At 46.8% G+C, this 22,611-nt stretch carries 15 protein-coding genes; 5 read left to right on the top strand and 10 right to left on the bottom strand.

Features of this window, described 5'->3' with window-relative positions; translation table 11 throughout:
• Position 1 precedes the first annotated feature (1 nt).
• From ACJJI4_RS03935 to ACJJI4_RS03915, 5 genes are all read right to left on the bottom strand, one after another.
• Positions 2–913: a transglutaminase-like domain-containing protein gene (locus tag ACJJI4_RS03935; RefSeq protein ID WP_444927138.1), complete on the bottom strand. Its 912-nt coding sequence runs from the start codon at positions 911–913 to the stop codon at positions 2–4.
• A gap of 12 nt (positions 914–925) precedes the next feature.
• Entirely contained in the window at positions 926–2,182 is a 1,257-nt protein-coding gene (locus ACJJI4_RS03930) for an HlyD family type I secretion periplasmic adaptor subunit (protein ID WP_444927137.1), read from the bottom strand.
• Positions 2,183–2,203: 21 nt separating this feature from the next.
• Complete coding sequence (locus ACJJI4_RS03925; RefSeq protein WP_444927136.1) at positions 2,204–4,408, bottom strand: type I secretion system permease/ATPase; 2,205 nt, start codon at positions 4,406–4,408, stop codon at positions 2,204–2,206.
• Positions 4,405–5,835 carry a TolC family outer membrane protein gene (locus tag ACJJI4_RS03920; RefSeq protein ID WP_444927135.1) on the bottom strand — a complete coding sequence of 477 codons (1,431 nt, stop codon included), beginning with the start codon at positions 5,833–5,835 and terminating at the stop codon, positions 4,405–4,407. The genes ACJJI4_RS03925 and ACJJI4_RS03920 overlap by 4 nt, the downstream gene beginning before the upstream one ends.
• A gap of 146 nt (positions 5,836–5,981) precedes the next feature.
• Positions 5,982–9,371, bottom strand: a complete 3,390-nt coding sequence (locus ACJJI4_RS03915; protein WP_444927134.1) for a BapA/Bap/LapF family prefix-like domain-containing protein — start codon at positions 9,369–9,371, stop codon at positions 5,982–5,984.
• 273 nt (positions 9,372–9,644) lie between these two features.
• On the opposite strand from ACJJI4_RS03915, the gene ACJJI4_RS03910 reads away from it, so the two are divergent.
• Complete coding sequence (locus ACJJI4_RS03910) at positions 9,645–11,204, top strand: carboxylesterase/lipase family protein (protein WP_444927133.1); 1,560 nt, start codon at positions 9,645–9,647, stop codon at positions 11,202–11,204.
• Between the two features lie 10 nt (positions 11,205–11,214).
• A complete protein-coding gene (locus ACJJI4_RS03905) occupies positions 11,215–11,763 on the top strand; it encodes a histidine phosphatase family protein (protein ID WP_444927132.1) in 549 nt (182 codons plus the stop codon).
• Between the two features lie 42 nt (positions 11,764–11,805).
• On the opposite strand, the gene pepN is transcribed toward ACJJI4_RS03905, so the two are convergent.
• A complete protein-coding gene (gene pepN / locus ACJJI4_RS03900) occupies positions 11,806–14,436 on the bottom strand; it encodes an aminopeptidase N (RefSeq protein ID WP_444927131.1) in 2,631 nt (876 codons plus the stop codon).
• Positions 14,437–14,953: 517 nt separating this feature from the next.
• Between pepN and ACJJI4_RS03895 the strand changes: the two genes are divergently transcribed.
• The 3 genes from ACJJI4_RS03895 to ACJJI4_RS03885 all read left to right on the top strand — a co-directional run bounded on the left by ACJJI4_RS03895 (position 14,954) and on the right by ACJJI4_RS03885 (position 18,657).
• Positions 14,954–17,944: an intermembrane phospholipid transport protein YdbH family protein gene (locus ACJJI4_RS03895; protein WP_444927130.1), complete on the top strand. Its 2,991-nt coding sequence runs from the start codon at positions 14,954–14,956 to the stop codon at positions 17,942–17,944.
• Positions 17,945–18,125: 181 nt separating this feature from the next.
• Positions 18,126–18,320: a YnbE family lipoprotein gene (locus ACJJI4_RS03890; RefSeq protein WP_282931815.1), complete on the top strand. Its 195-nt coding sequence runs from the start codon at positions 18,126–18,128 to the stop codon at positions 18,318–18,320.
• 10 nt (positions 18,321–18,330) lie between these two features.
• Positions 18,331–18,657, top strand: coding sequence for a YdbL family probable chaperone protein (locus ACJJI4_RS03885; protein ID WP_282931814.1), 327 nt, complete (start codon positions 18,331–18,333; stop codon positions 18,655–18,657).
• 92 nt (positions 18,658–18,749) lie between these two features.
• Here ACJJI4_RS03885 and rpoS read toward each other — a convergent pair whose 3' ends face one another.
• The 4 genes from rpoS to ACJJI4_RS03865 form a co-directional block, all read right to left on the bottom strand.
• A complete protein-coding gene (gene rpoS / locus ACJJI4_RS03880; RefSeq protein ID WP_444894557.1) occupies positions 18,750–19,796 on the bottom strand; it encodes an RNA polymerase sigma factor RpoS in 1,047 nt (348 codons plus the stop codon).
• 199 nt (positions 19,797–19,995) lie between these two features.
• Positions 19,996–20,838 carry a peptidoglycan DD-metalloendopeptidase family protein gene (locus ACJJI4_RS03875; RefSeq protein WP_444927129.1) on the bottom strand — a complete coding sequence of 281 codons (843 nt, stop codon included), beginning with the start codon at positions 20,836–20,838 and terminating at the stop codon, positions 19,996–19,998.
• 113 nt (positions 20,839–20,951) lie between these two features.
• Positions 20,952–21,914, bottom strand: a complete 963-nt coding sequence (locus ACJJI4_RS03870; protein WP_444927128.1) for a DUF368 domain-containing protein — start codon at positions 21,912–21,914, stop codon at positions 20,952–20,954.
• Positions 21,911–22,582 (bottom strand): protein-L-isoaspartate(D-aspartate) O-methyltransferase, encoded by a 672-nt coding sequence (locus tag ACJJI4_RS03865; protein WP_444927127.1) that lies wholly within the window; start codon positions 22,580–22,582, stop codon positions 21,911–21,913. Before ACJJI4_RS03865 ends, ACJJI4_RS03870 begins: the two co-directional genes overlap by 4 nt.
• Positions 22,583–22,611 lie beyond the last annotated feature (29 nt).

Raw genomic sequence — 22,611 nt, 5'->3', positions numbered from 1 at the left:
GCTATTGTAAGCTCCACTCAATGGCGACCTTTGTTTGGTCTACATTTCCCTTGAATTCTTTAGGCCACAAATTGGACCACACCCAAGTAAAATCGCGGGTAAGAGTGATTTTACTGAGCTGTCCTCGACCAAACCCATATCCAAATCGAGACTCCTGAGCCAAATTAGGGTCTACTGGCATCCAGCGTCCATTCATATAGACCTCAGCAGCATGATGATTGGGTTGTTTAAATTGCTTTCTTTTGGTAAAAAGAAACTCAGACGTGACCCTTGCTGGATAGCCCATTGAACGGGCCAAAGCAACAAAGAGAGCTGCATACTCTGTACAATCGCCCTTTCTTGACTCGAGTGCCGCAAGTGCGCCTTTTGTCGGTTGGATTTTATATTCGATAACAGCTTGGGGTAAGAGAAATGCAGCTCGTAATCTCCCCTCTTCATCAGAAAACGTATTCTGAATTTCCAAGGATAATTTTTTTATTGCCAAAGCATCTGATTCAATATACTTTGCTGGCTGAAGATATTTTTTAGCCGGATAAGGCTCACGACCTCGAGAAATTTTGGCATAATCATAAGAACTCAATAAAAGGTCAAAATGAAATTTTCGCTTAACGACCTTTCCTGCAGGTATGTCTAGTCTTACTTCTAAATACTTGGAATCTCCCTTCTTATGATCCTTGATAACTAAATTTTCAGGGTATTCATATCTTATCTCTTTTAATGACTGTTGCAATCCAGTTTCAACTGGCATCGACAATCTGTGAATATATCCTATGACATCACGTTCAGAGTGATTTTCTATAGTAACTTCTGCGGACAAGGTAACCTTCTTACTATCAGCTGCTGCACCGCGCCAAAGACCAAAAAAGCCGAGAAAAATACAAAACACCAAAAATGCGATTTTGCTACCAAGCATCAATTCCCACCGCTATCTCTCTCGCAAAGCTTCACTTGCTCTGTTAATCGGCTTTAACAGATAATCAAAGATAGTTTTTGATCCTGTTTTGATATCCACCGTAGCAATCATCCCTGGCACAATTGGGAATTTCTTTCCAACTTTATTTATCAAGGAATCTTTTTCAGTTAGGATAAAAACCCGATAATAATACTCTCCTGGTGTAAATTCATCTTGTATTGTATCTGGAGATATAGTCGTAACCTCACCATCTAAGCCTCCATATACTGCATACTCATAAGCTGTTATTTTTACCTTGGCAGCCTGTCCAGGACGAATAAACGCCACATCTCTAGGAGATATTTTTGCCTCAATTAAGAGCTGATCGTCCAGAGGAACTATCTCCATTAATTTTCCATTGGGTGGCACAACTCCGCCTATTGTCGTAACTTCAATAGCCTTAACGATACCCCTCACAGGAGATCGATGAGTCAACCGGGTCAAGGAGTCAGACCGCCCCTCTTTTACGGAAGAAAGTGACTCAACTTCTGCTCTAACATTGGCAAGCTCTTCTCGAGCCTTGACCATATAATCGGACTTGATTTCCAGAATTTTGGTTTCCAGCTCTGACTTCTGCCGTTGCAGACGCAACACATCGACACTACTAGCCGCCCCAGAATCAAGTAAAGAAGTTGTTATAGTTAGCTCCTTGTTAACCAACTCTAATGTTTCTTTTGAACCACGAAGGGATTCCGCCAGACCTCGCTGTCTTATATCAAATAACTTCTTTTCTGTAGCAATAAGTTCGGTGAACTCTGAAAGTTCATCCGGGAATTTTATTGGTATTCCATTTACTTCGGCATTTAGGCGGGAAACGCTTGCAAGAGCAGCTCTATATCTTGCTGAAATTTCATCTACATTTGAGCGAAGCTTTGTCGGATCCAGTTGTGCTAACACCTCTCCTTTCTCGACAATATCTCCCTCAGATACTTTTAAATCAGCAAGTATGCCCCCCTCCAAAGACTGAATAATTTGTGAACGTGAAGTTGGCACTACTTTTCCACTACCCGATGACACTTCATCCACCTTAGCGAGATATGACCAAGTCACTGACGCTGCGAGAAGTAGGAAAAACACCCAAACAATTCTTCCAGAACGAACCAGAGATGCATCATCAACATCATCGCCATACTGCTTTTCGTCATTTTGTGAGTCTATATCTAGGAGGGCAACGCGTTTTGGTTCTCGCCGAGGGTGTGATAGCAAATCGTGACCATCTGCGTTTGACATGGCTACCTCGCCAAAATTTGTCTAGGAAACCTTCTCACCCTGTTGGGTATCTTTGCCTTTTTGTCGTGACAATATGGAAATCGCCTTATCTTTGGGCTCATCTAAAGCAACTCTGCCGCTATCTAAAACTATTACGCGATCCACAAAATTTAGAATACTTGTTCTATGAGTAGCGACTACAACTGTCCGCTCAGCACTCCACTGTGAAAGAGCATGAATAAACCGCTTCTCAGCAGCTTCATCCAGGGCTGACGTTGGCTCATCTAACAAAAGAACATTTGGTTGGCGTAGAAGCAGGCGGGCTAGAAGTAGAGATTGCTTTTGTCCTCCAGAGAGTCCAAACCCTCCTTCCTGGATCAAGCACCCCAACCCTTTTGGAAGCTTGTTAACAAAAGCCTTGGCGCCTGTCATATCAAGCGCCCACATAATTTCCTCATCACTGGCATACGGGGCGCCTAGCACCAGGTTTTCATAAATAGTGCCATGGAAAAGGCCTGTTTTCTGACTAAGCAGGGAAACATCACGTCTGACATCAGCAGGATCTATGTGGGCAAGGCTCACATCATCAAGCCGCAACTGTCCCCTGGCAGGCTCAATGTATCCCGATAAAGCATGTAAAAAGGTTGACTTCCCTGATCCATTTCTGCCCAGGATCGCAATTCGCTCACCTTGATGTATTTTTAGGTCGGAAATAATCAGTGCCGGTTCAGCAGCACTATCTCCGTAGTTATATACCGTTTGCTGAAAGTGATAATTGCCCTGGATAACTGATTTTTGTACTTTTTTTTCATTTTCAGGATTATCAACCGGCAGCTGCATAATTTGATCAATACCCTGCATCGCAAACCTAGCCTGCTGCCACCGACTAAGAACTTGGGTTATATTTGCCATTGGCGCCATCATTCTGGAGCCCAGAATCGAGGCCGCTACCAAAGCACCGGTCGTCATACCCCCTTCCATTACCATCGGCGCCCCAAAAAGAACAACAACAGCAAAAACCGATGATTGAACATTGTGAGTCCAACTCAGTAACAACCCTACCAAATACCGCAATTTAAGACTGGATTCGGCGGTAATGGCATTGAAGTGATTCCACTGCCCTTGAAATCTCTGCTCTGCCTGCATGGCTTTTATATCTTCAAGTCCCTGCACTGTCTCAATTAGCATGGCATTGCGCAGAGCACCCTCTCTGATTGATTCTTTGGAGAGAGTTGCCAATTTTGGCTGAAGTAGCAAACCAGGAATTATCAGTAGGAAGACTGCTACCAAAGGAATTAATGCCAGGCTTCCTGCAATCCACCACATAACAAACAGAAAAAGTATAAAAAATGGAAGGTCCGCGAGTGCCAGTATTGTCGAGGATGTAAACAACTCTCTTATTCTTTCAAGATCTCTAATTTGTGAAATAAAGGTCCCAGTAGACTTTGGCCTTGCCTGATCTTTGACCCGTATAGCATGGCCAAAGACTAAATCTGACATACGAATATCCGCACGTTTTCCCAACAGATCCGTTACTCTGACCCGCATGGTTCTCATAATGAAATCAAAAACAATGGCAACTACAACACCACTAAAAAGGACATAAAGTGTTGGCAATGATTCGGCGGGAATCACTCGATCATAGACTTGCTTGGAAAAAATGATGCCTGCTAATGCCAATGAATTAGCGATTGTAGTAGCAATCATCACATGAAAGTAGGGTTTTAAGTCCCGCAATATAATACGTCGAAACCAATGTTTATCGTGGGGCTTAATATACTCATCAATTCTAGAATCAGTCGCTGTACGCCTAGGCCGGAATATTGCCAAACTTAAAATTTGACTCTTCAACTCACACAGAGGCACACTCGTTTTTAGGCCTTTATCGCCACAGTAGGTAACACTCAGTTGCTCTTGCTTGGATACAGAATCGATGACAATCAACTGTCCATCTATCGTTTGTGCTACAACAGGCAATCTCCAAGAATTAATCGCAGACTCTGTGAATGGGCAAAATTTAACCGTTAGGCCTGCTTGCCGCGACATCTGACGAATAACACCTTCTACCGAATCACAGCCCCCCCAATTTCCCGCTATTCGCACTCTCTCGGCCGAACAGTCGATACGATAATATCGTGCAATGGCAATAATTGCCTCACACCATGGATCAAAGTCAGATACCATATTGGAGGTATCTAAAGATGAACCCTCACCATCATTAGTACTTTCAATTTGGTTATTATTCAAGGCAACACCTCCACGCCCTGAATTTGAATACCTTCTAGCTTGAAGGCTTCACGCATACCGCCACGACTATGTAAGCAGTCAATTTTTAATAAATGCAAATCAAAAATCGTATTATTTTTTTCCAGGCGGGCAAGGTGTAATTCCTGCTCTGAATTGAGCAAATCAATTAAAGTTCTTGTTCCCAAGGTGGAGTATTGCTGCTTATAGAGATCCCTTGTTTCTGCAATTGCACTTTCCCTGGCACTAAGCGCCCCCAAACTTCGCATTAACCCTTCTGCCTCCTCTTGTGCCTCCAGATACTTTTGGGTTGCTGACAGCTGAGCTGAATCCCGAGCAGCATCCGCTGACTGTAAAGCATAATTAGCGCCTTCTCGACCAGCAGCTATTTTTCCGCCTTGGTATATAGGCATGGAAACATTTAGGAAGATGGCTTTTTCATTTTCATTGAGGGCGTTGGCATCTACATAGTTTTGATCCAAATATTGATTTACATTACCGTCCAAAGTGAATGTCGGCCAAGTGTTTGCTTTTGCCAACTTTAGTTTCGCTTCTGCCTCAGCTCTATCTGCTTCGGCAACTAGAACCTCTGGAACAGAGGACAGATTAAACGATTCAACGTCACAAGCTTGGGCGACATCTTCCGGAACATACATAGCAACCCGAAAAGGGGACTGAAAACCTGTTAATTTTTGTAGCGTGCTACGCCATCGACGCAACAGGGCTTCAACCTGTTGCTTGGAGGCCTGCGCAGCATCTACTCTAGACTGAGCTTGTAAAACATCTGAGCGAGAACTCACCCCTCGTTCTTTTCGAATTTGCACAAGTCTGGCAATAGCAGATACACCTTGAACTTGTGCATCAGAAGTAATTAGAAGTGACTGGTAACGTTGAACTTCAATTGCAGCTTTTGCAGTTCTCCTTGCAACTTCATCAATAGATTGGAGAACTTCAGCTTGCGATCTTTGCACCCCTGCTTGGGCAACAGAAACGCTACTGGATACTTTGCCAAAGTCGTAAACCATCTGTGAAACATTCATCTGAAATGCGTGACCATCACCTTCACGCTTATATTCAGAATCATGTCCAGCCACAACACCAGCACTCAACTGCGGGAAATATCCTGACCTTGCGGAACGGACGCCCTGCCTCTGCTGGTAAAGACTACCTATTGCTTCTGCAATTAGGGGGTGCCAACCCACCGCTTGATGCACGACTTCAAGGATATTAAGTTCATTTCGTTTAATTCCCCTTTCATACTCACTAAACGATAACTGCCTAAGTGAATCATTCACTTCGACATCCATTTTACTTGGACTAATTACTTCAGCTGTGGGAGACGAACCAAAGAGGTCAGCTTCAGCAAGGAGAGCCCAAAATGCCAGAGCAAATAGCATTGACATTTTCCATAGTCGTTTAAACACTTCCACTATGTTCACTTTTCACTGATTATTGGAGAGATAAAACACGCACTCACCGCTAGACATCAACGGTTTCGTAGAGTGGCTACGAAAGTCTAGCCAAAAAAAACCGGGCCTTGCGGCCCGGTAAATAAGTTAATTAAAGGCTATCTGATCTAGGTGTCACTCAAGCCATTTTGTTGCCACATATCTCCAACAGGATCTTCAAACGCCGCTGCATTATCTGTCGCTGTCAGGGCATCAGTGCCACCAACCATGCCACTGGAATCTAAGGTCGGGCTCACACCCTCCTCATTTCCACTCGACTCAAATACCTGAGCATCTTCACTCGTTGACTCAAGTAGCTCATCGATTGACAGGTTAGAACCGGCACCCAGCATACCTTCGCCCGCATCTGCAGTAACGTCGATATCGAGGAACCCATCAGATCCAACGGTTGAATCAGAACCGATATTGATGATGGTGATATCAATATCAATGTCGATATCAAGGTTGATATCTATGTCGATATTTATATCGATGTCTACATCGGCATCAGCGTCTGCATCAGCATCTGCATCAGCGTCTGCATCAGCGTCTGCATCCGCGTCTGCATCAGTGTCAGCGTCTGCATCTCCATCGGGCACCCAAGCGAACAACGCATCGGACGACGTTCCAGCTTCGCTATCGAGAGCTTCTACATCGCTGTCTTGAAGTTCACCAGGCTCTTGCGAATCCGATCCGATATTGATGATGATAATATCAACGTCAATATCAATATTGATGTCGATATCAATATCAATATTTATGTCGATATCGACATCGGCATCGGCATCGGCATCCGCATCAGCGTCGGCATCGGCATCCGCATCCGCATCCGCGTCCGCGTCCGCGTCAGCATCCGCATCAGCATCAGCATCAGCATCAGCATCAGCATCAGCATCAGCATCAGCGTCAGCATCGGCATCGGCATCGGCATCGGCATCGGCATCGGCATCTGCATCCGCATCGGCATCGGCATCGGCATCCGCATCCGCATCGGCATCGGCATCGGCATCGGCATCGGCATCAGCATCGGCGTCGGCATCCGCATCCGCATCCGCATCCGCATCCGCGTCAGCATCGGCATCCGCATCCGCGTCGGCATCCGCGTCGGCATCCGCGTCGGCATCAGCATCAGCATCGGCATCGGCATCGGCATCGGCATCCGCGTCGGCATCCGCGTCGGCATCCGCGTCGGCATCCGCGTCGGCATCCGCGTCGGCATCCCCATCGGGCACCCAAGCGAACAACGCATCAGACGGCGTTCCGGCACCGCTATCGAGAGCTTCTACATCGCTGTCTTGAAGCTCACCAGGCTCTTGAGAATTTGATCCGATATTGATGATGATAATGTCAACGTCAATATCAATATTGATGTCAATATCAATATCAATATTTATGTCGATATCGACATCTGCATCAGCGTCGGCATCCGCATCGGCGTCGGCATCGGCGTCGGCATCAGCATCCGCGTCAGCATCGGCATCCGCATCGGCATCAGCGTCGGCATCAGCGTCAGCATCCGCGTCGGCATCGGCATCCGCGTCAGCATCGGCATCCGCATCAGCATCGGCATCGGCATCGGCATCGGCATCCGCATCTGCATCTGCATCTGCATCTGCGTCAGCATCCGCGTCAGCATCCGCGTCGGCATCCGCGTCGGCATCAGCATCAGCATCCGCGTCAGCATCAGCATCAGCGTCAGCATCGGCATCGGCATCGGCATCGGCATCGGCATCGGCATCGGCATCGGCATCCGCGTCAGCATCCGCATCCGCATCCGCATCCGCATCCGCATCCGCATCCGCATCCGCATCCGCGTCAGCATCGGCATCGGCATCGGCATCCGCATCGGCATCTGCATCCGCATCCGCATCCGCATCCGCGTCGGCATCCGCATCAGCATCTGCGTCAGCATCGGCGTCGGCATCGGCATCCGCATCCGCATCCGCATCCGCATCAGCATCCGCATCCGCATCAGCATCAGCATCAGCATCAGCATCAGCATCAGCATCAGCATCCGCGTCAGCATCGGCATCGGCGTCCGCATCCGCATCCGCATCAGCGTCGGCGTCCGCATCGGCATCGGCATCGGCATCCGCATCAGCATCAGCATCAGCATCTGCGTCAGCATCGGCATCGGCGTCGGCATCGGCATCGGCATCCGCATCCGCATCAGCATCAGCATCAGCATCGGCATCAGCATCGGCATCGGCATCAGCATCAGCATCAGCATCAGCATCTGCGTCAGCATCGGCGTCGGCATCGGCATCGGCATCGGCATCGGCATCGGCATCAGCATCAGCATCAGCATCGGCATCGGCATCGGCATCGGCATCGGCATCGGCATCAGCATCAGCATCTGCATCTGCGTCAGCATCGGCGTCGGCATCGGCATCGGCATCGGCATCGGCATCCGCATCAGCATCGGCATCGGCATCGGCATCGGCATCGGCATCGGCATCAGCATCCGCATCCGCGTCGGCATCGGCGTCCGCATCGGCATCGGCATCGGCATCGGCATCGGCATCAGCATCGGCATCAGCATCCGCATCAGCATCAGCATCAGCATCAGCATCAGCATCAGCATCAGCATCAGCATCAGCATCAGCATCAGCGTCAGCGTCAGCATCCGCATCTGCGTCGGCATCGGCATCGGCATCCGCATCCGCATCTGCGTCGGCATCGGCATCGGCATCCGCGTCGGCATCGGCATCGGCATCGGCATCCGCATCCGCATCCGCATCAGCATCAGCATCAGCATCAGCATCAGCGTCGGCATCGGCATCGGCATCGGCATCCGCATCGGCATCGGCATCCGCATCTGCGTCGGCGTCGGCGTCGGCGTCAGCATCGGCATCCGCGTCGGCATCCGCATCCGCATCGGCATCCGCATCCGCATCGGCATCCGCATCCGCATCGGCATCCGCGTCGGCGTCGGCGTCGGCATCGGCGTCAGCGTCAGCATCGGCATCTGCATCCGCGTCGGCATCTGCATCGGCGTCCGCATCGGCATCGGCATCGGCGTCCGCATCGGCATCGGCATCGGCATCGGCATCCGAGTCCGCATCAGCATCAGAATCGGGTATAAAGAATTGATCACCATCATTATCATCGTCATCACTAGCAGCGATAGCGATGACAATAACGCCAAGGGCAATTAATGCGGGAATCCACCAAGAAACACCGGGACTGGCCGATGCAGGGGCAGGGTATGACGCTTGGCCAGCCGCAGCAAAGGCAGAGATTAAATCTCCATTAGAGGCTAACATGAGAGGCTCTTCAGCCCCTGTTAGCACTAGCTCACTATGGTCACCTTCTTCATCTAACAGGTAAAACCCTGAAATAATGATGATTTGACCGGACTTTAAAACAATAACAAGGTCTACTCCGTCCTTGGAAAAAGACGCAATATCCTCAGGATCTGCGGGCATTTCGACAAGACCAGGAGAGGACAATGATAGCCCCTCCAGTGATCGCTCATCGATAGAGCCCGTGGATTTGTCAAAGATTTTCGCAATCATGCTCTCACCAACTTCAAACGGTGCAACTTCCTAAATACACAGTTCATGGCCTGAGCTTAAAGACGGAAAATACCCCACTTTGAGCCCATCCGTGACTAGATTCACTAATACATCGCCTTGCTAATTTCCCTCCATAAAAACAATTACGCCAGTACGTTTTTACGCGCACTACTTTTGTATGGACGTAATTCAAAACCTTTTCAAGGAGGAGTTAGGCAGCGGCAGGAGAAAAACGGTTTTCGTGCTAACTTCAGCAAGATTAGGAAGTTACAAATGACTACAGACCCGGAAATTGGCAGGCACTTAAACAAAAAACCTACACCTGTTGTTGATACGCCTGCCGGGCCAATCATCGGAACTACAGATGAGGAAACTGGCGTATATAAATTCTTGGGTATCCCCTACGCCCTCCCTCCTGTGGGAAATTTACGTTGGTTACCGCCGCAAGAGTTGGACCGCTGGAAAAACCCTTTCCAAGCACATAGTTTTGGATCACCAGCTGCGCAAAACTCATCCACCTTAATGGAAGTTCGAGATCAAAATGGGAATCTTCCTGAAAGAGAGGAATGCCTCTATTTGAATGTATTCTCTCCCGCAATGTCGCAAGGAAAAAAGCTGCCAGTGATGTTTTGGGTTCATGGCGGCTCTTTTTACATGGGATCAGGATGCCAAGAAATTTACAATGGTAAATACTTGGCAGCTAGCGGTCGGACAATTGTTGTCACTATAAACTACCGATTAGGCGCACTGGGATTTCTGCGTCTAAAGGATATTAGTGATATACCATCAACCGGCAATGAAGGGCTTTTAGATCAAATAGCCGCCCTACAATGGGTTCGGAAAAATATCTCAGCATTTGGCGGAGATCCAAAAAATATCACTCTTTTTGGCGAATCAGCCGGGGCAATGAGTATTGCCTCCTTACTTGAAACTCCACAATGTAAAGGTCTTATACGGCGTGCTATTGTCCAAAGTGGGCACCCAAGAGCCTCTCACTCCCAGCAAAGCGCTAACCATGTTGGTAAGACTTTCATTCAACAATTTGAGAAAATCTCTGGTGGCATCTCACTAAAAAATTGTCCAACCAAACTTCTTCTGAAAACCCAAAAAGCAATACTCTCTGACACGTCTATGACAGCAAAATGGGGGCAACTTCCATTTAAACCTGTCGCAGACAGGGAACTTTTTTCCCCTGAAAAAAAGCTCTCCCCGACACACCAAACATCCCTTTTGTTAGGGAACAATTTGGAGGAATGGAATCTCTTCAGCGCGATAAACCCTGAAAGCTTTAACATGGACTACCGGCAAATATGTACTCATCTGGAATGGCTTATCCCAGAGTCAGAGTTAAAGCCCCTACTCAGACATTACTATCAACTAGCAAAAAAAATGACAGACAACCCCTGGCCAGAATGGAGCCGAGCCTGGAACCTCTTGCTCACTGATATGGTATTCACCTTGCCAGGGTTGAGACACCTACAAAGTCATCAGGGGGAAAACTATCACTATCACTTTGCACAACCTCTCGCTGCACAGCCTTTACTAGGGGCCTGTCACGCCGTTGAGCTTGGTTATGTATTTGGAACCCATAGCGATCAGTCCTTAAAAACACTATATGGTGCTGAAGAAAACCCCCATTTATTAAGTGCCTCAATGCAACAAGCTTGGCTGAATTTTGCTGAAACAGGGAAACCCGGCAATGATTGGCCAGAGTTTTCAGGAAAACACAGTAAGCGATTTGGCAATCATCCCTCAGCCAGGGAGTTTAACTCACCAGAGCTTCTCAGTTTATGGCAACATATACCCGACGATAGTTTGAATGGTTATCTTTAGGTTGGCATAGATGGCAAGAATTTTTTTAATCAGGCATGGAGAAGCAGCGAAAGGGGAGCACATCCCCGATCCAATACTCACAGACGAAGGTTACAAGCAGGCAGAAGAACTAGCCCTAAAACTTTCCACACTCGAGAAAGTTCAATTAATAAGCAGCCCCAAACTCCGTGCACAGCAAACAGCAAAGCCCTTGGCTGAAGTTTGGGATATAGAGGTTGTAATTGAAAATGCAGTGACGGAAATACCTACACCAGAGGAAATACCCAAAGCTCAACGCCTAACCTGGTTACGAACATTACTTACTGGAGAGTGGGACCCCTGCGACAGAGAACAAAAAGATTGGCGCGATGGAATAATCAGGTATTTGGAAAGTCTTTCAGAGGACACCTTTATCTTCTGCCATTTTATGGTCATCAATTCAGTTATTGCACATATCCGAAATCACCAAAAAGTACAACAGTTTAGGCCCGATTACACTTCAATCACTGAGCTAAAAAATGATGGAAACAAGCTACATTTAGTCCAGCTAGGCGAAGAAAAAGATAACAAAATCCTATAAGTAAATGGGGTATGTGCAGCATACCCCAAGCAGGTATTTATTTTAAATCAAGCTTTTGCTGACTACCTCAAACAAATCCTTAGATAGGTCTCCCGAATTAGCAATCCTTTGCAGGGCAACTTTCATCTTCTCACCCAGGCTACCAGAGTATTTTTTCCAACGTGTGATCGGTATAACCAGCCTTGCTGAAATTTGTGGATTTAGCTTGTCCAAGGCCAGAACCTGATCGGCAACAAACTCAAACCCGCTACCATCGCTCTTATGGAATTGCTTAAAATTACGATTAGCAAAACCACCTATTACAGACCTTACTTTATTGGGGTTTTTCATTTCAAAAGCAGGGTGATCCATAAGTGCACGAATATTATCCAATGTACCGCGCGTGGGACTACAACTCTGCTGACTCAGCCATAGTTCTACGACTTGAGTATCGGTTTTCCAGCGCTCATAAAATTGCTCAATCAACCCCCTGGCTCGGTCTTCCGGTGCATGATTAATAATAACAGCGAGAGCCGCCGCGCTATCTGTCATATTACTAGCGCTCTCAAACTGAACCTGGGCTATATCTAACGCCTCCTCAGTTTCTGTTATGCACATATAGGATAAACAGGTATTTTTAAGTCGTCTTTGCGCAATATCTAACGCATTCGGGCTATAGGGCTTAGTGGTATTCAACTCTAGATAGCGCTTGCGAAATTCATCAAATAATTCACCTGCAATTACCTTCTTTACAAATTCCCTCGCAACAATTATTGCTTCTGCATCAATAGATGATGACTCTTCAGCGATAAACTGCTCACTGGGCAACTGCAAGATTTCTGCGACCAGCGCTAGATCGAGATCAACATCCTGTAAAACCTCTTTATAAGCTCTGATTAAACTTGGTTGTACCTGTAGTTCCTCACCTTTACGAAAAGCCACCTGAAGCTCATACAAAGCATTTAATGCTAGGCGCTGACTTGCATCCCAGCGGTTAAACGTGTCCTTATCCTTTCTCATTAAAAACTGAAGCTGCTCATTACTATAGTTGTACTTTATTTTTACTGGAGCAGAGAAGCCCCGCAGCAATGAGGGTAAAGGCTTCTCTGTAAGCCCGGAAAACTCAAAAGATTGCTCATCTTCTGTTAACTGTAAAACAGTTTCAGTATCACCCTGCTCATTGAGTACAAGCTCTGCGCCATCAGCCCCCAGCAATCCAATTCTTATTGGTAAGTGGAAAGGTAACTTCTCTTCCTGACCTGGCGATGAAGGGCAAGACTGGCGAATAGTTAGCCTATAAGTGCCATCAGTTTCATTAAAGCTATCTGTCACATCAAGTATCGGCGTGCCTGCTTGGCTATACCAGTTGCGGAATTGCTTCAGTTCAACCTTGTTAGCATCTTCCATCGCCTTGACGAAATCTTCACAGGTTACCGCGCAGCCATCGTGCCGCTGAAAGTACAAGTCACTTCCTTTGCGGAATCCTTCTTCACCTAAGAGTGTATGAATCATCCGTACAACTTCCGCACCCTTTTCATAAATTGTCAGAGTGTAAAAGTTTGAAATTTCTATATAAGAATCTGGCCTGATAGGATGGGCCATAGGGCCGGCATCTTCAGCAAACTGGGTAGTACGCAAAAGGGATACATCTTCAATACGCTTAACCGCTCGGGAATTAAGGTCAGCAGAGAACTCCGCATCACGAAATACGGTAAAACCTTCCTTCAGACTCAACTGAAACCAATCCCGGCAGGTGACCCGATTACCGGACCAGTTGTGAAAATACTCATGTCCTACAATAGACTCAATCCGCTGAAAAGCTGAATCCGTTGCTGTTTCTGGGCTAGCGAGCACACAGGCCGAATTGAAAATATTCAATCCTTTGTTTTCCATAGCCCCCATATTGAAATGATCAACAGCAACAACCATAAAGATATCTAGGTCATATTCCCTTCCGTAAGTTTCCTCATCCCAACGCATCGCATTTTTAAGGGAGTGCATAGCATGATCACACTTCCCAATATTTTTCGCTTCCGTAAAGATCTGTAACTTAACCTTTCTACCAGAGGCTGTTGTGAAGCTATCTTCCACATGCTCCAAGTCCCCCGCTACCAACGCAAATAAATAAGCCGGCTTGGCAAATGGATCTCCCCAAGTTACAAACTGACGACCATCTTCATATCTACCTTTCTCAATTTCATTGCCGTTGGAAAGTAGTACCGGGTGGTCCATCGGCGCGACGATGGTGGTGGTAAATTTGGACATAACATCCGGCCGGTCAGGATAGAAAGTAATTTTTCTAAATCCTTCAGCTTCACATTGAGTGCAATACATACCATTAGAGAGATATAATCCCTCTAGAGATGTGTTTTCCTCCGGATTTATCCGATTGCGGATTTCCAGCAGAAATTCTGGTTTCTCTACAGGGATAGACAGGCCCTCAGGTAGAACCTGATAATCAGATGTAGACAACAAAACTCCATCCAAAGAAACCGAAAGTAATTCCAGCTCGACACCATCCAGCACTAAAGGCGGCAGCCCTGCACCCGCTTGCGGATTTCTGCGAATATTCAAACGAGATTTGACCAAAGTTGCCTTGGGTTCCAGCTCAAAATGTAAATCAGTAGCATCCACCAAGTAATCTGGTACTTGATAGTCTTTCAGGTAAATGGTCTTTGGCTGGCTATCTTTCATTATTGAAACACCTTCAGTCGTTCTATGCCCTTCCGGGGCAGTATGAATTCGATTAATTGGACCAACAATATCGTTACCCGGGCTAATACTATTTATCACCCAAGTTAAAAACCGGACTATAGCTTCCCAGCGCGATTGGTGCCACGCATAGATAAGTTAGATTAATACTTGCCCTTGCAGCCTTGCCCACCGGCACTCTTGGCACATCTGCCTACACAGGCGTGGCGGCAACAGCGGCGGAGAAGCTAAAAGCTATCAATATAGCCATTAATATAGATAAAAACTATTAATTAATAGTCGATTATCTATCTACATAAAGCACTTATTGTCTGCCCCACCCCACAGCACAGTAGATACTCATCAACATGGCGAGAAATTGCAGCAAGTATAATTATCCAATCTGGTAAACTCGCCATAAGGTAGAAGTAAGGGATTAAAGTATTCCTACTCCACCCTTTTGTAACGAATAATAGATTTAAGTTTGAGCTAATCTCTTGCGGGAACTCCGAGGTTCAGTGTGCGTAAACTCCGTATATCCATCATAACCCTATCTTGTTTTTTAGCTGCGCTCATAGCAGCTAGCTGGTGGAAAAAGGATATCGTTGCTTCTCAGCTGATCAATATTTTCTCAGGAGAGGTAGTTATTCAGGAGCTGACAGGTCTACAACTGGGTTTTAAAGAAGTTTCGATCCAGGAAGTTCGCCTAAAGTCCAGTGTAAATAGCATTATCCTCCTTGAGGGAGTAAAAATTGTCTATCCTTTCCATATTATTTATGACCGAGATAACACTCAAAAAATTGAACTATCAATAAAAAAGCTAACTAGGAGCATGGAAGCTGAAGATATCGTTACCAAAGCACATATCGACGAGCAGCTCCCGGAAAATAATGTCAAGACAAGTAATACATTATCGTTAAGTGCCCTAAGCCAAAGTCTAACCCGCTTTTTGCCAGGCAAGATATCCGTTAAGCAAATAGTACTCGATGGCCAATTGATTGGCGGCCCACTAAATATAGCTCGCGACAGCACAAAAATTCATGCCGAAACTCCCCTTAAACACCCCCAGTTTGGCGAGCTTAATTTATATTTTGAGGCTTTTTTAGGTTTGTCAGAAATCAAACTAAAACCCAGAATACTAACTAACAACTCAAAGATTCTGTCTGAAGCTGATATAACTATTGCTAAACTAGAAACTGACACATGGATTTTAAACAGTGAACTTGTATCAGAGCTAGAATCTATAGCCCCACTGATAGAGATATTTGAACCTAAAGCTAGCTCCACAACTAAGCCGACAGTATCAGGCAAAATTATAGCTACCACCGCAATTAGCTTGCCAGACAATCTGCTATCCATTTCAAGCTACCGAGAAATTGACATTCAACTTAATGGCAATGATCTAAAGGCCACAATCCCATACGCTCAACTAAACTCCAATATAGAAGCCCAATTATCTATAAGCAATCCAATAAAAATAACACTTGAATCACTATTTCCATTTAAACCTCGACATATCAAGGGGAGTGGCGAGCTTGATATAGCTTTAGATACTGATAAAAACACCAATACCCCGCTACTAAGTGCGGACTTTAGCTCGAGCACATCGGCGACATCTCCCGAATTAGATATCGAAGGTACTTTTCATCTAACAAGTGCAAATACTATAGTTAATTCCCCCCTATATCTCAGACACTTGCCAGCACTACCTATTGATAGTGTTAATGGAGATGTGACATTTAAGGGTAAACTTCAACTAAGTTCGCTTAACAATATTAACTCTCCAGAAGTAAATAGCTTTCAATTAGAATTGATACCAAACCAAACTATTCAATTGGATATTTCAGCTTCCACATCAGGAAAAAACTCTCCTTTAATTACTACTGGATTACATCAGAGCAAGATACAGGCAAGCATTAAAGATCTTATCTCCATTACAGGTGACCTGACCAATCCCAACCAAAGAGATATTAAGATCGAACAAGGATCTCTAACTGCAACGATACAAGGCTCCAATGGGGACTCGACAGTACAGTTAACCGCTAGCGACATACAATGTCACTTCTCTGATATCAGTGCCTGTAACTTTGAGCTGAAGACAAAGGTATCCCAACTTTATGAGCGGGCCAGAGAATTAGCAGTTACCAATCTAAGTTCAACGGCCAAGGCAAAGATTGAAAGCAATCTTAAAGGTCAAAAATTCACTCTAGAGAACATTAAAGTATCTGGAGAAAAAATAACAACCAAAACATTGGAGGCTGACAGAGTAAACTTAGATATACCAACAGTACACTGCGAAGTAACAGAACCTACAATCTGTACTCTCCCAGAAATAAGCAGTCAGTTTGGAATTATCAACACCGAGCAATTTTCCCTTTCTGGAGACCTCAATTTTCTTGATAGTATTGTTACCATCAAAAATGGTGCTACAGCGCTGGACAGTGAATTTAATAGTAACAATTTAGAGATTGAGACACCGGAAAAGTACAAGGTTAACTCTTCAGCCAAAGGCAAGCTATCCCTGCAACACAATAAGCTAACAAGTCATAGTCAAATTAAAGCAGGTGCAATTAAAATTGATTTAAGCGGCTCTTACGACTTATCAAAATCCTCAGGTGGAGTTGAATTTTCCGTTCCTGAAGTTACCTTTAGTACGGATCGCTCTCTAAACGATACGATCCAGGGCCTTCCCCTCAATATCGTCTCGGGCAGACTTTCTGCCGGTGGTTCTGTGTCTTTGCCCTCCCAGTCCAAAGATAGTATCCATGTTTTATTGGACGATATTGCAGCAACCTATAAAGATAGTTTTGCCACCGGAATCAGTGGAGATCTAAAAGTAGAAAACGAAGATGGGCACTGGATCACACCTACACCATACCCACTATCGATAGAATCTATTAACGCGGGCTTACCAGTGAAAAATATCCAGTTATCACTGCAACTGGACAAACAGAAAGATATTACATTGCATAATTTTTCTGCTGATTTTTTGCAAGGCAAGGTTACTTCATCAGCCCTTATTTGGAATCTCGCTGAAGAGACTCGAAAAAGCATTGTACATGCACAAGGTATTTCTCTAAAGGCTTTAGCTCAGGAGACGGACTCAGAGAACTTTGAGGCCAGCGGGCTAATTAATTTGGAAATCCCCATTGTAACGGGACCTGAGGGTATCACTGTGGAAGCCGGCCACCTTCAGGGTGAAGCTCCAGGCGGACGCTTACGCTACTACGGAGCCTTTTCTCCGCAGATGCTGGCAAGCAACCCCCAACTTAAGTTGATAGCCAATGCACTGGAAGATTATGAGTTTCAAACACTGGAAGGCAGCATAGACTATCCAGCCAGCGGAGATCTCCAACTACAGCTAAAGCTGGTTGGTCGAAGTGAGGCTATCGATTCTGATCGAGACCTGGTGATCAACCTGAACCTTGAAAACAATATCCCAGATATGCTGCGCTCATTGCAAGCCAGTCGTGATTTGACTGAAACCCTGGAAAAGCAGCTGGACCAATAGGTCAGGAGTGAAGTAGCCTTTATTGGTATGTACAAGCCTGCTTGGTTCATCACCGGTTAAGGTTGACTCAATAAAATACTTGGGTCTGCCGGCATCCAACTCACCTGCTGAACCAGGCAGGTAACACGGGCTAGGTACAAAAAGTAAAAGGGTACCAAAGAGGTACTGTGAGGAGTGTCAGATGAAAGCCAGCCGACTGATTCCTATGGGGCTGCTATACGCTATGGTTGCTACAGGGTGTACACCCACTGTAGCGGTCAAGGCTCCCAGTGAGCCAATTACAGTAAACCTGAATGTGAAAATTGAGCATGAAATTCGGGTCAAGGTCGACAAGGACCTGGACAACCTGTTTGAAGACAAGGAAGGGATTTTCTAAGGAGGCAAATATGAAGACATTAATGAAAGCCTTTTTGGCACTGAGCTTATTAATCGCCCTGCCTGCAATGGCAATTTCCCTGAATGAAGCCAAAAGTAAGGGCCTGGTTGGTGAAGCCAATAGCGGATACATCGCTATCGTAGATGCCAGCTCACCAGAATTAGAAAAACTGGTCAAAGAAGTGAATGCCAAGCGAAAAGCTGCTTACGCTCGAATCGCTGAACGCAATAAAATTGATATAGCCCAAGTGGCAACACGCGCCGCTGAAAAGTTGGAAGCCCGCTTGTCACCCGGAGAATACTACCAGGACAACCTGGGACGCTGGGTAAGGAAGTAACTCATAGCCCGAAGACTTCAGCTCAGTAAGAAGAGATGATAAAAAACCCCACAGCCAGAAACTGGCAGTGGGGTATTATCAAGGAGTAGAGGCTACAAATTGCCAAATAGTGAATGCCCGTCGAGCCCCTGCTTCTCCATAACCTCTCTTAAACGTTTCAGTGCATCCACCTGTATCTGCCTGACCCGCTCCCTGGTGAGACCGATTTCACGCCCTACTTCTTCCAGGGTGCTCGCTTCAAAACCGCGCAAACCAAACCGCCTAGAGACCACTTCACACTGCTTGTCAGGTAACTCTCCCAACCAGCGGTTGATGCTGTCAAAAAGGTCCCTGTCCTGTAAAAGCTCTGCTGGGTCAGATTCCTGCTGATCTGGGATGGTATCTACCAAGGTCTTCTCGGAAGAGGGCCCAATGGGAGTATCTACAGAAGTAACCCGCTCATTGAGCCCAAGCATACGCTCGACATCTTCGACTGGCTTCTCAAGGAGAGTGGCAATTTCTTCCGCAGATGGCTCGTGATCCAGCTTCTGCGCCAACTCTCGAGATGCGCGGAGGTATACATTTAACTCTTTCACGACATGGATGGGCAGGCGTATGGTTCGGGTCTGATTCATTATGGCCCGTTCTATCGTCTGACGTATCCACCAGGTGGCGTAAGTGGAAAAGCGAAAGCCTCTCTCTGGATCAAACTTCTCAACTGCTCGAATCAGGCCCAGATTACCTTCCTCAATAAGGTCCAGCAGTGCCAAGCCTCGGCTAACGTAGCGGCGAGCAATCTTTACAACAAGGCGAAGATTGCTCTCGATCATTCGTTTTCTTGCCGCAGCATCTCCACGCAAAGCCTTGCGCGCGTAATACACCTCTTCTTCTGCGGTCAATAGGGGGGAGAATCCAATTTCATTGAGATAGAGTTGGGTAGCGTCGAGATTTTTCTGCAAATGGCCATCGCCATCCAATCTACAAACTCTACTTTTCTCTGCCTGGGAGGGTGCGGAACTCTTTTTAGCCGCAGATTTCCGCGTGCGACTAACACCTGCTTCAGTTGAACCTAATTTCTGCTCATCATTTTCAACGTCTAACTCAGGAGGAAAGTCTTCTGCCTGGCCAGTCACAGACTGGTCTTGCCGTTGTGCTTCCATTTCCCCTGCTCCTTGTACTTTGCCAATTTCAGCCGCACAACACACTCGGACATTGATAACACAACTATCAATGCCGCAGGTATGTGGCGACAGCCACTGAATCGGCTGACCCTGGGATGGCCACGATTACAGTGACTACCTCAAGTGGTACTAGTTAAAAGTCCATTTTTATTTGCAGAGCTTTACTGCGGCCGTGAACTTACGGTAAGTAGGCAAGAGGGTCTACTGGCTGACCGTTTTTGCGAATCTCAAAGTGGAGCTTGTTGCGGTCGGTACCACTCGAACCCAGTTCCGCTATCCTTTGCCCCGCCTTTACCCTGCTGCCCTCCTTTACGAGCAACCGGTGATTGTGTGCATAGGCACTGAGGTAAACCTCGTTGTGCTTGACGATCAGCAGCTTTCCATAACCTCTCAAGGCGCTTCCTGCGTAGATCACGGTGCCATCAGCCGCTGCCAGTACAGACTCACCCTTTTCACCCGCGATATCAACTCCCTTACGCAATGGGTCCCCAGAGCGGAAATGACTAATCACTTTCCCCTTGGCGGGCCAGCGCCAGTTGACCGATCCGCTCCGGCGAGATGCTGTTGATTGGCGCTTTGGGCTTGGTGTTAAAGATTTTTTAGCAGTGGTCGTTTGTGTTGTTTTCGGTTTAGCTTTTGCGGCTGGCGCTTTTTGCTTCTTCTGTGTACTGACAGTGCTCTTGGTTTGCACTGAGCCAGCCAGTCTGATTCTCTGCCCTGGGTATATCTGGTAAGGGGAGCGGATGCCATTTATCGCAGCCAATTGACGAAAATCCTTGCCGTATCGCCAAGCAATTGAGTAAAGGGTATCCCCTTTACTGACCGTGTGATGGGTAATTTTGATACTGGGAGGCTGGCGCAGGGAGCTTGAGGGAGCCTTGTGGCTGGAACAGGAGAAAGTAGCCTGCAGTAGAGCCAGCAAGCCTAATATTTTAAACACCCCCCACAAATAATGACCAATAGTGGGGAGTTTGTTCCGCCAACATCGGCGCTCAAAAGGTTGCAAAAGATGACATTCCATTATTCTCTTTTTACATCAGACCACGGCATTTATGGAAAAAGTGTCTAAAGAAAAGCTCCAAAAATCTCTGGAAAAGCTTGATAAAACGCTGCCATACCGAGATTTTCCAGATCTTATTGCGGAGTGGCGCAAGACTTCACTCCGCGCCCTCTGCCAAAGAAGTCTACAGCGAGAACCAAGAGCATCGCTACTAGGGCCGCGCTGATCGCCCCTCCTAAATGGGCACCGTCGCCAGTTTGTTCGGCATAAGTTAGCGGAGAAGTATTGGATAACAAAGGGGCCAGTTTGCTGGAGGCTTCAATTTCTCCGGACATTGGCAGTTTCCAGGGCCAAATAATCTTCAAACTACCCAACAAAACCCCGGCAAGAAATGCCAGTGTCCTGGCAACGTATTTGTGCATCAGCCAAGACAACAAGCGGCTGAAGAGCATCAGCCCGATTGCTGCTCCTGCGGCAAAGCACAATAGGTTTGCAATTTGGAGTTCATGAACTGCAGCTAAAACCTTGGGGTATATCCCGATTAATAGCAGCAGGAAGGCACCTGAAATTCCCGGCAGTGCCATCGCACATATCGCCAAAGCACCTGATAAAAACAGGGTAAGCGGAGTTACCGGTACCTCCGAAGGCCGCATCTCACTCACTGTTACTGCAAGCGCAATGCCCAGTGCGAGAAAAACCAAAACAGATGGCGACCACCGGGGAATGTTTCTCACAATGGGAACAATTGAGGCGAGAACCAGACCGAAAAAGAAAGACCAAACAATAATTGGATAATTTTGCAGTAAGCCGCTAATGAGGTGGGCCAAGCTAAAAACGCTCAACAATACCCCAAGGAAAAGAGAAAGAAGAAAGCCCCCATTGATATAGCGCCAAGTAGATAGAAACCCCTCCTTCCGCCACACTGTAATACAATGCGGGCCGATTCGACTGAGGGAGTCCAAAAGCTCCTGGTAGATGCCGGTAATAAAGGCAATAGTTCCCCCGGAAACACCGGGCACCACATCGGCAGCCCCCATTGCCATTCCCCGCAGAACCACTCCAGGGTAGCGACTTTTTAGAACCTCAGTAAATCTCATCGAACCACGCCACCGAGTAAAGGCACGAAACGTACCGCTTCCAACTTTTCCACATCAAACTTATTACTATCCTCACGACGAGTCACCATCGTCAGGTATTGCTGCTCAGCCCCCACCGGAATTACCAAAACCCCATTGGGAGCCAACTGTTCTCGCAGCTCATCGGGAATCATTGCAGGTGCTGCTGCAGCCAGGATAGCATCGTAAGGACCCTCTTCTTTCCAACCAAAGCCCCCATTGCTGAGCTTGTACTCTACATTGCTATAACCCAGCTCCCCCAACCGATGGCGAGCAGTTTCCAATAGGGGTTCGACACGCTCGACGGAATAAAGTTGTTCAACCAAGCGAGCAAGAATGGCCGTTTGGTAGCCAGAGCCCGTACCTACTTCCAGAACCCGGTGTAGAGACTTGGCTCTACTCAGCAAGAGTTCAGTCATACGGGCGACAATGTATGGCTGGGAAATAGTTTGGCCATACCCTATCGGCAAAGCAGTATCTTCATAAGCCCGAATAGCCAGGGCCTCATCCAAAAAGAGGTGTCGAGGTGTAGATGCCATTACATCCAGTACCTCCTCGTTGGATATCCCCTCTTCCCGCAATCGCTGGATCAAGCGATTACGGGTTCGCTGGGAAGTCATTCCCAGACCTTCTTGTCTCAAGCGATCCATATTCTTTTCTTGTCCATGATTTGTGCAAC

This window comes from Microbulbifer maximicatervae (SeqCode), assembly GCF_052467305.1.
This window is presented reverse-complemented; position numbering and strand designations above follow the sequence as displayed.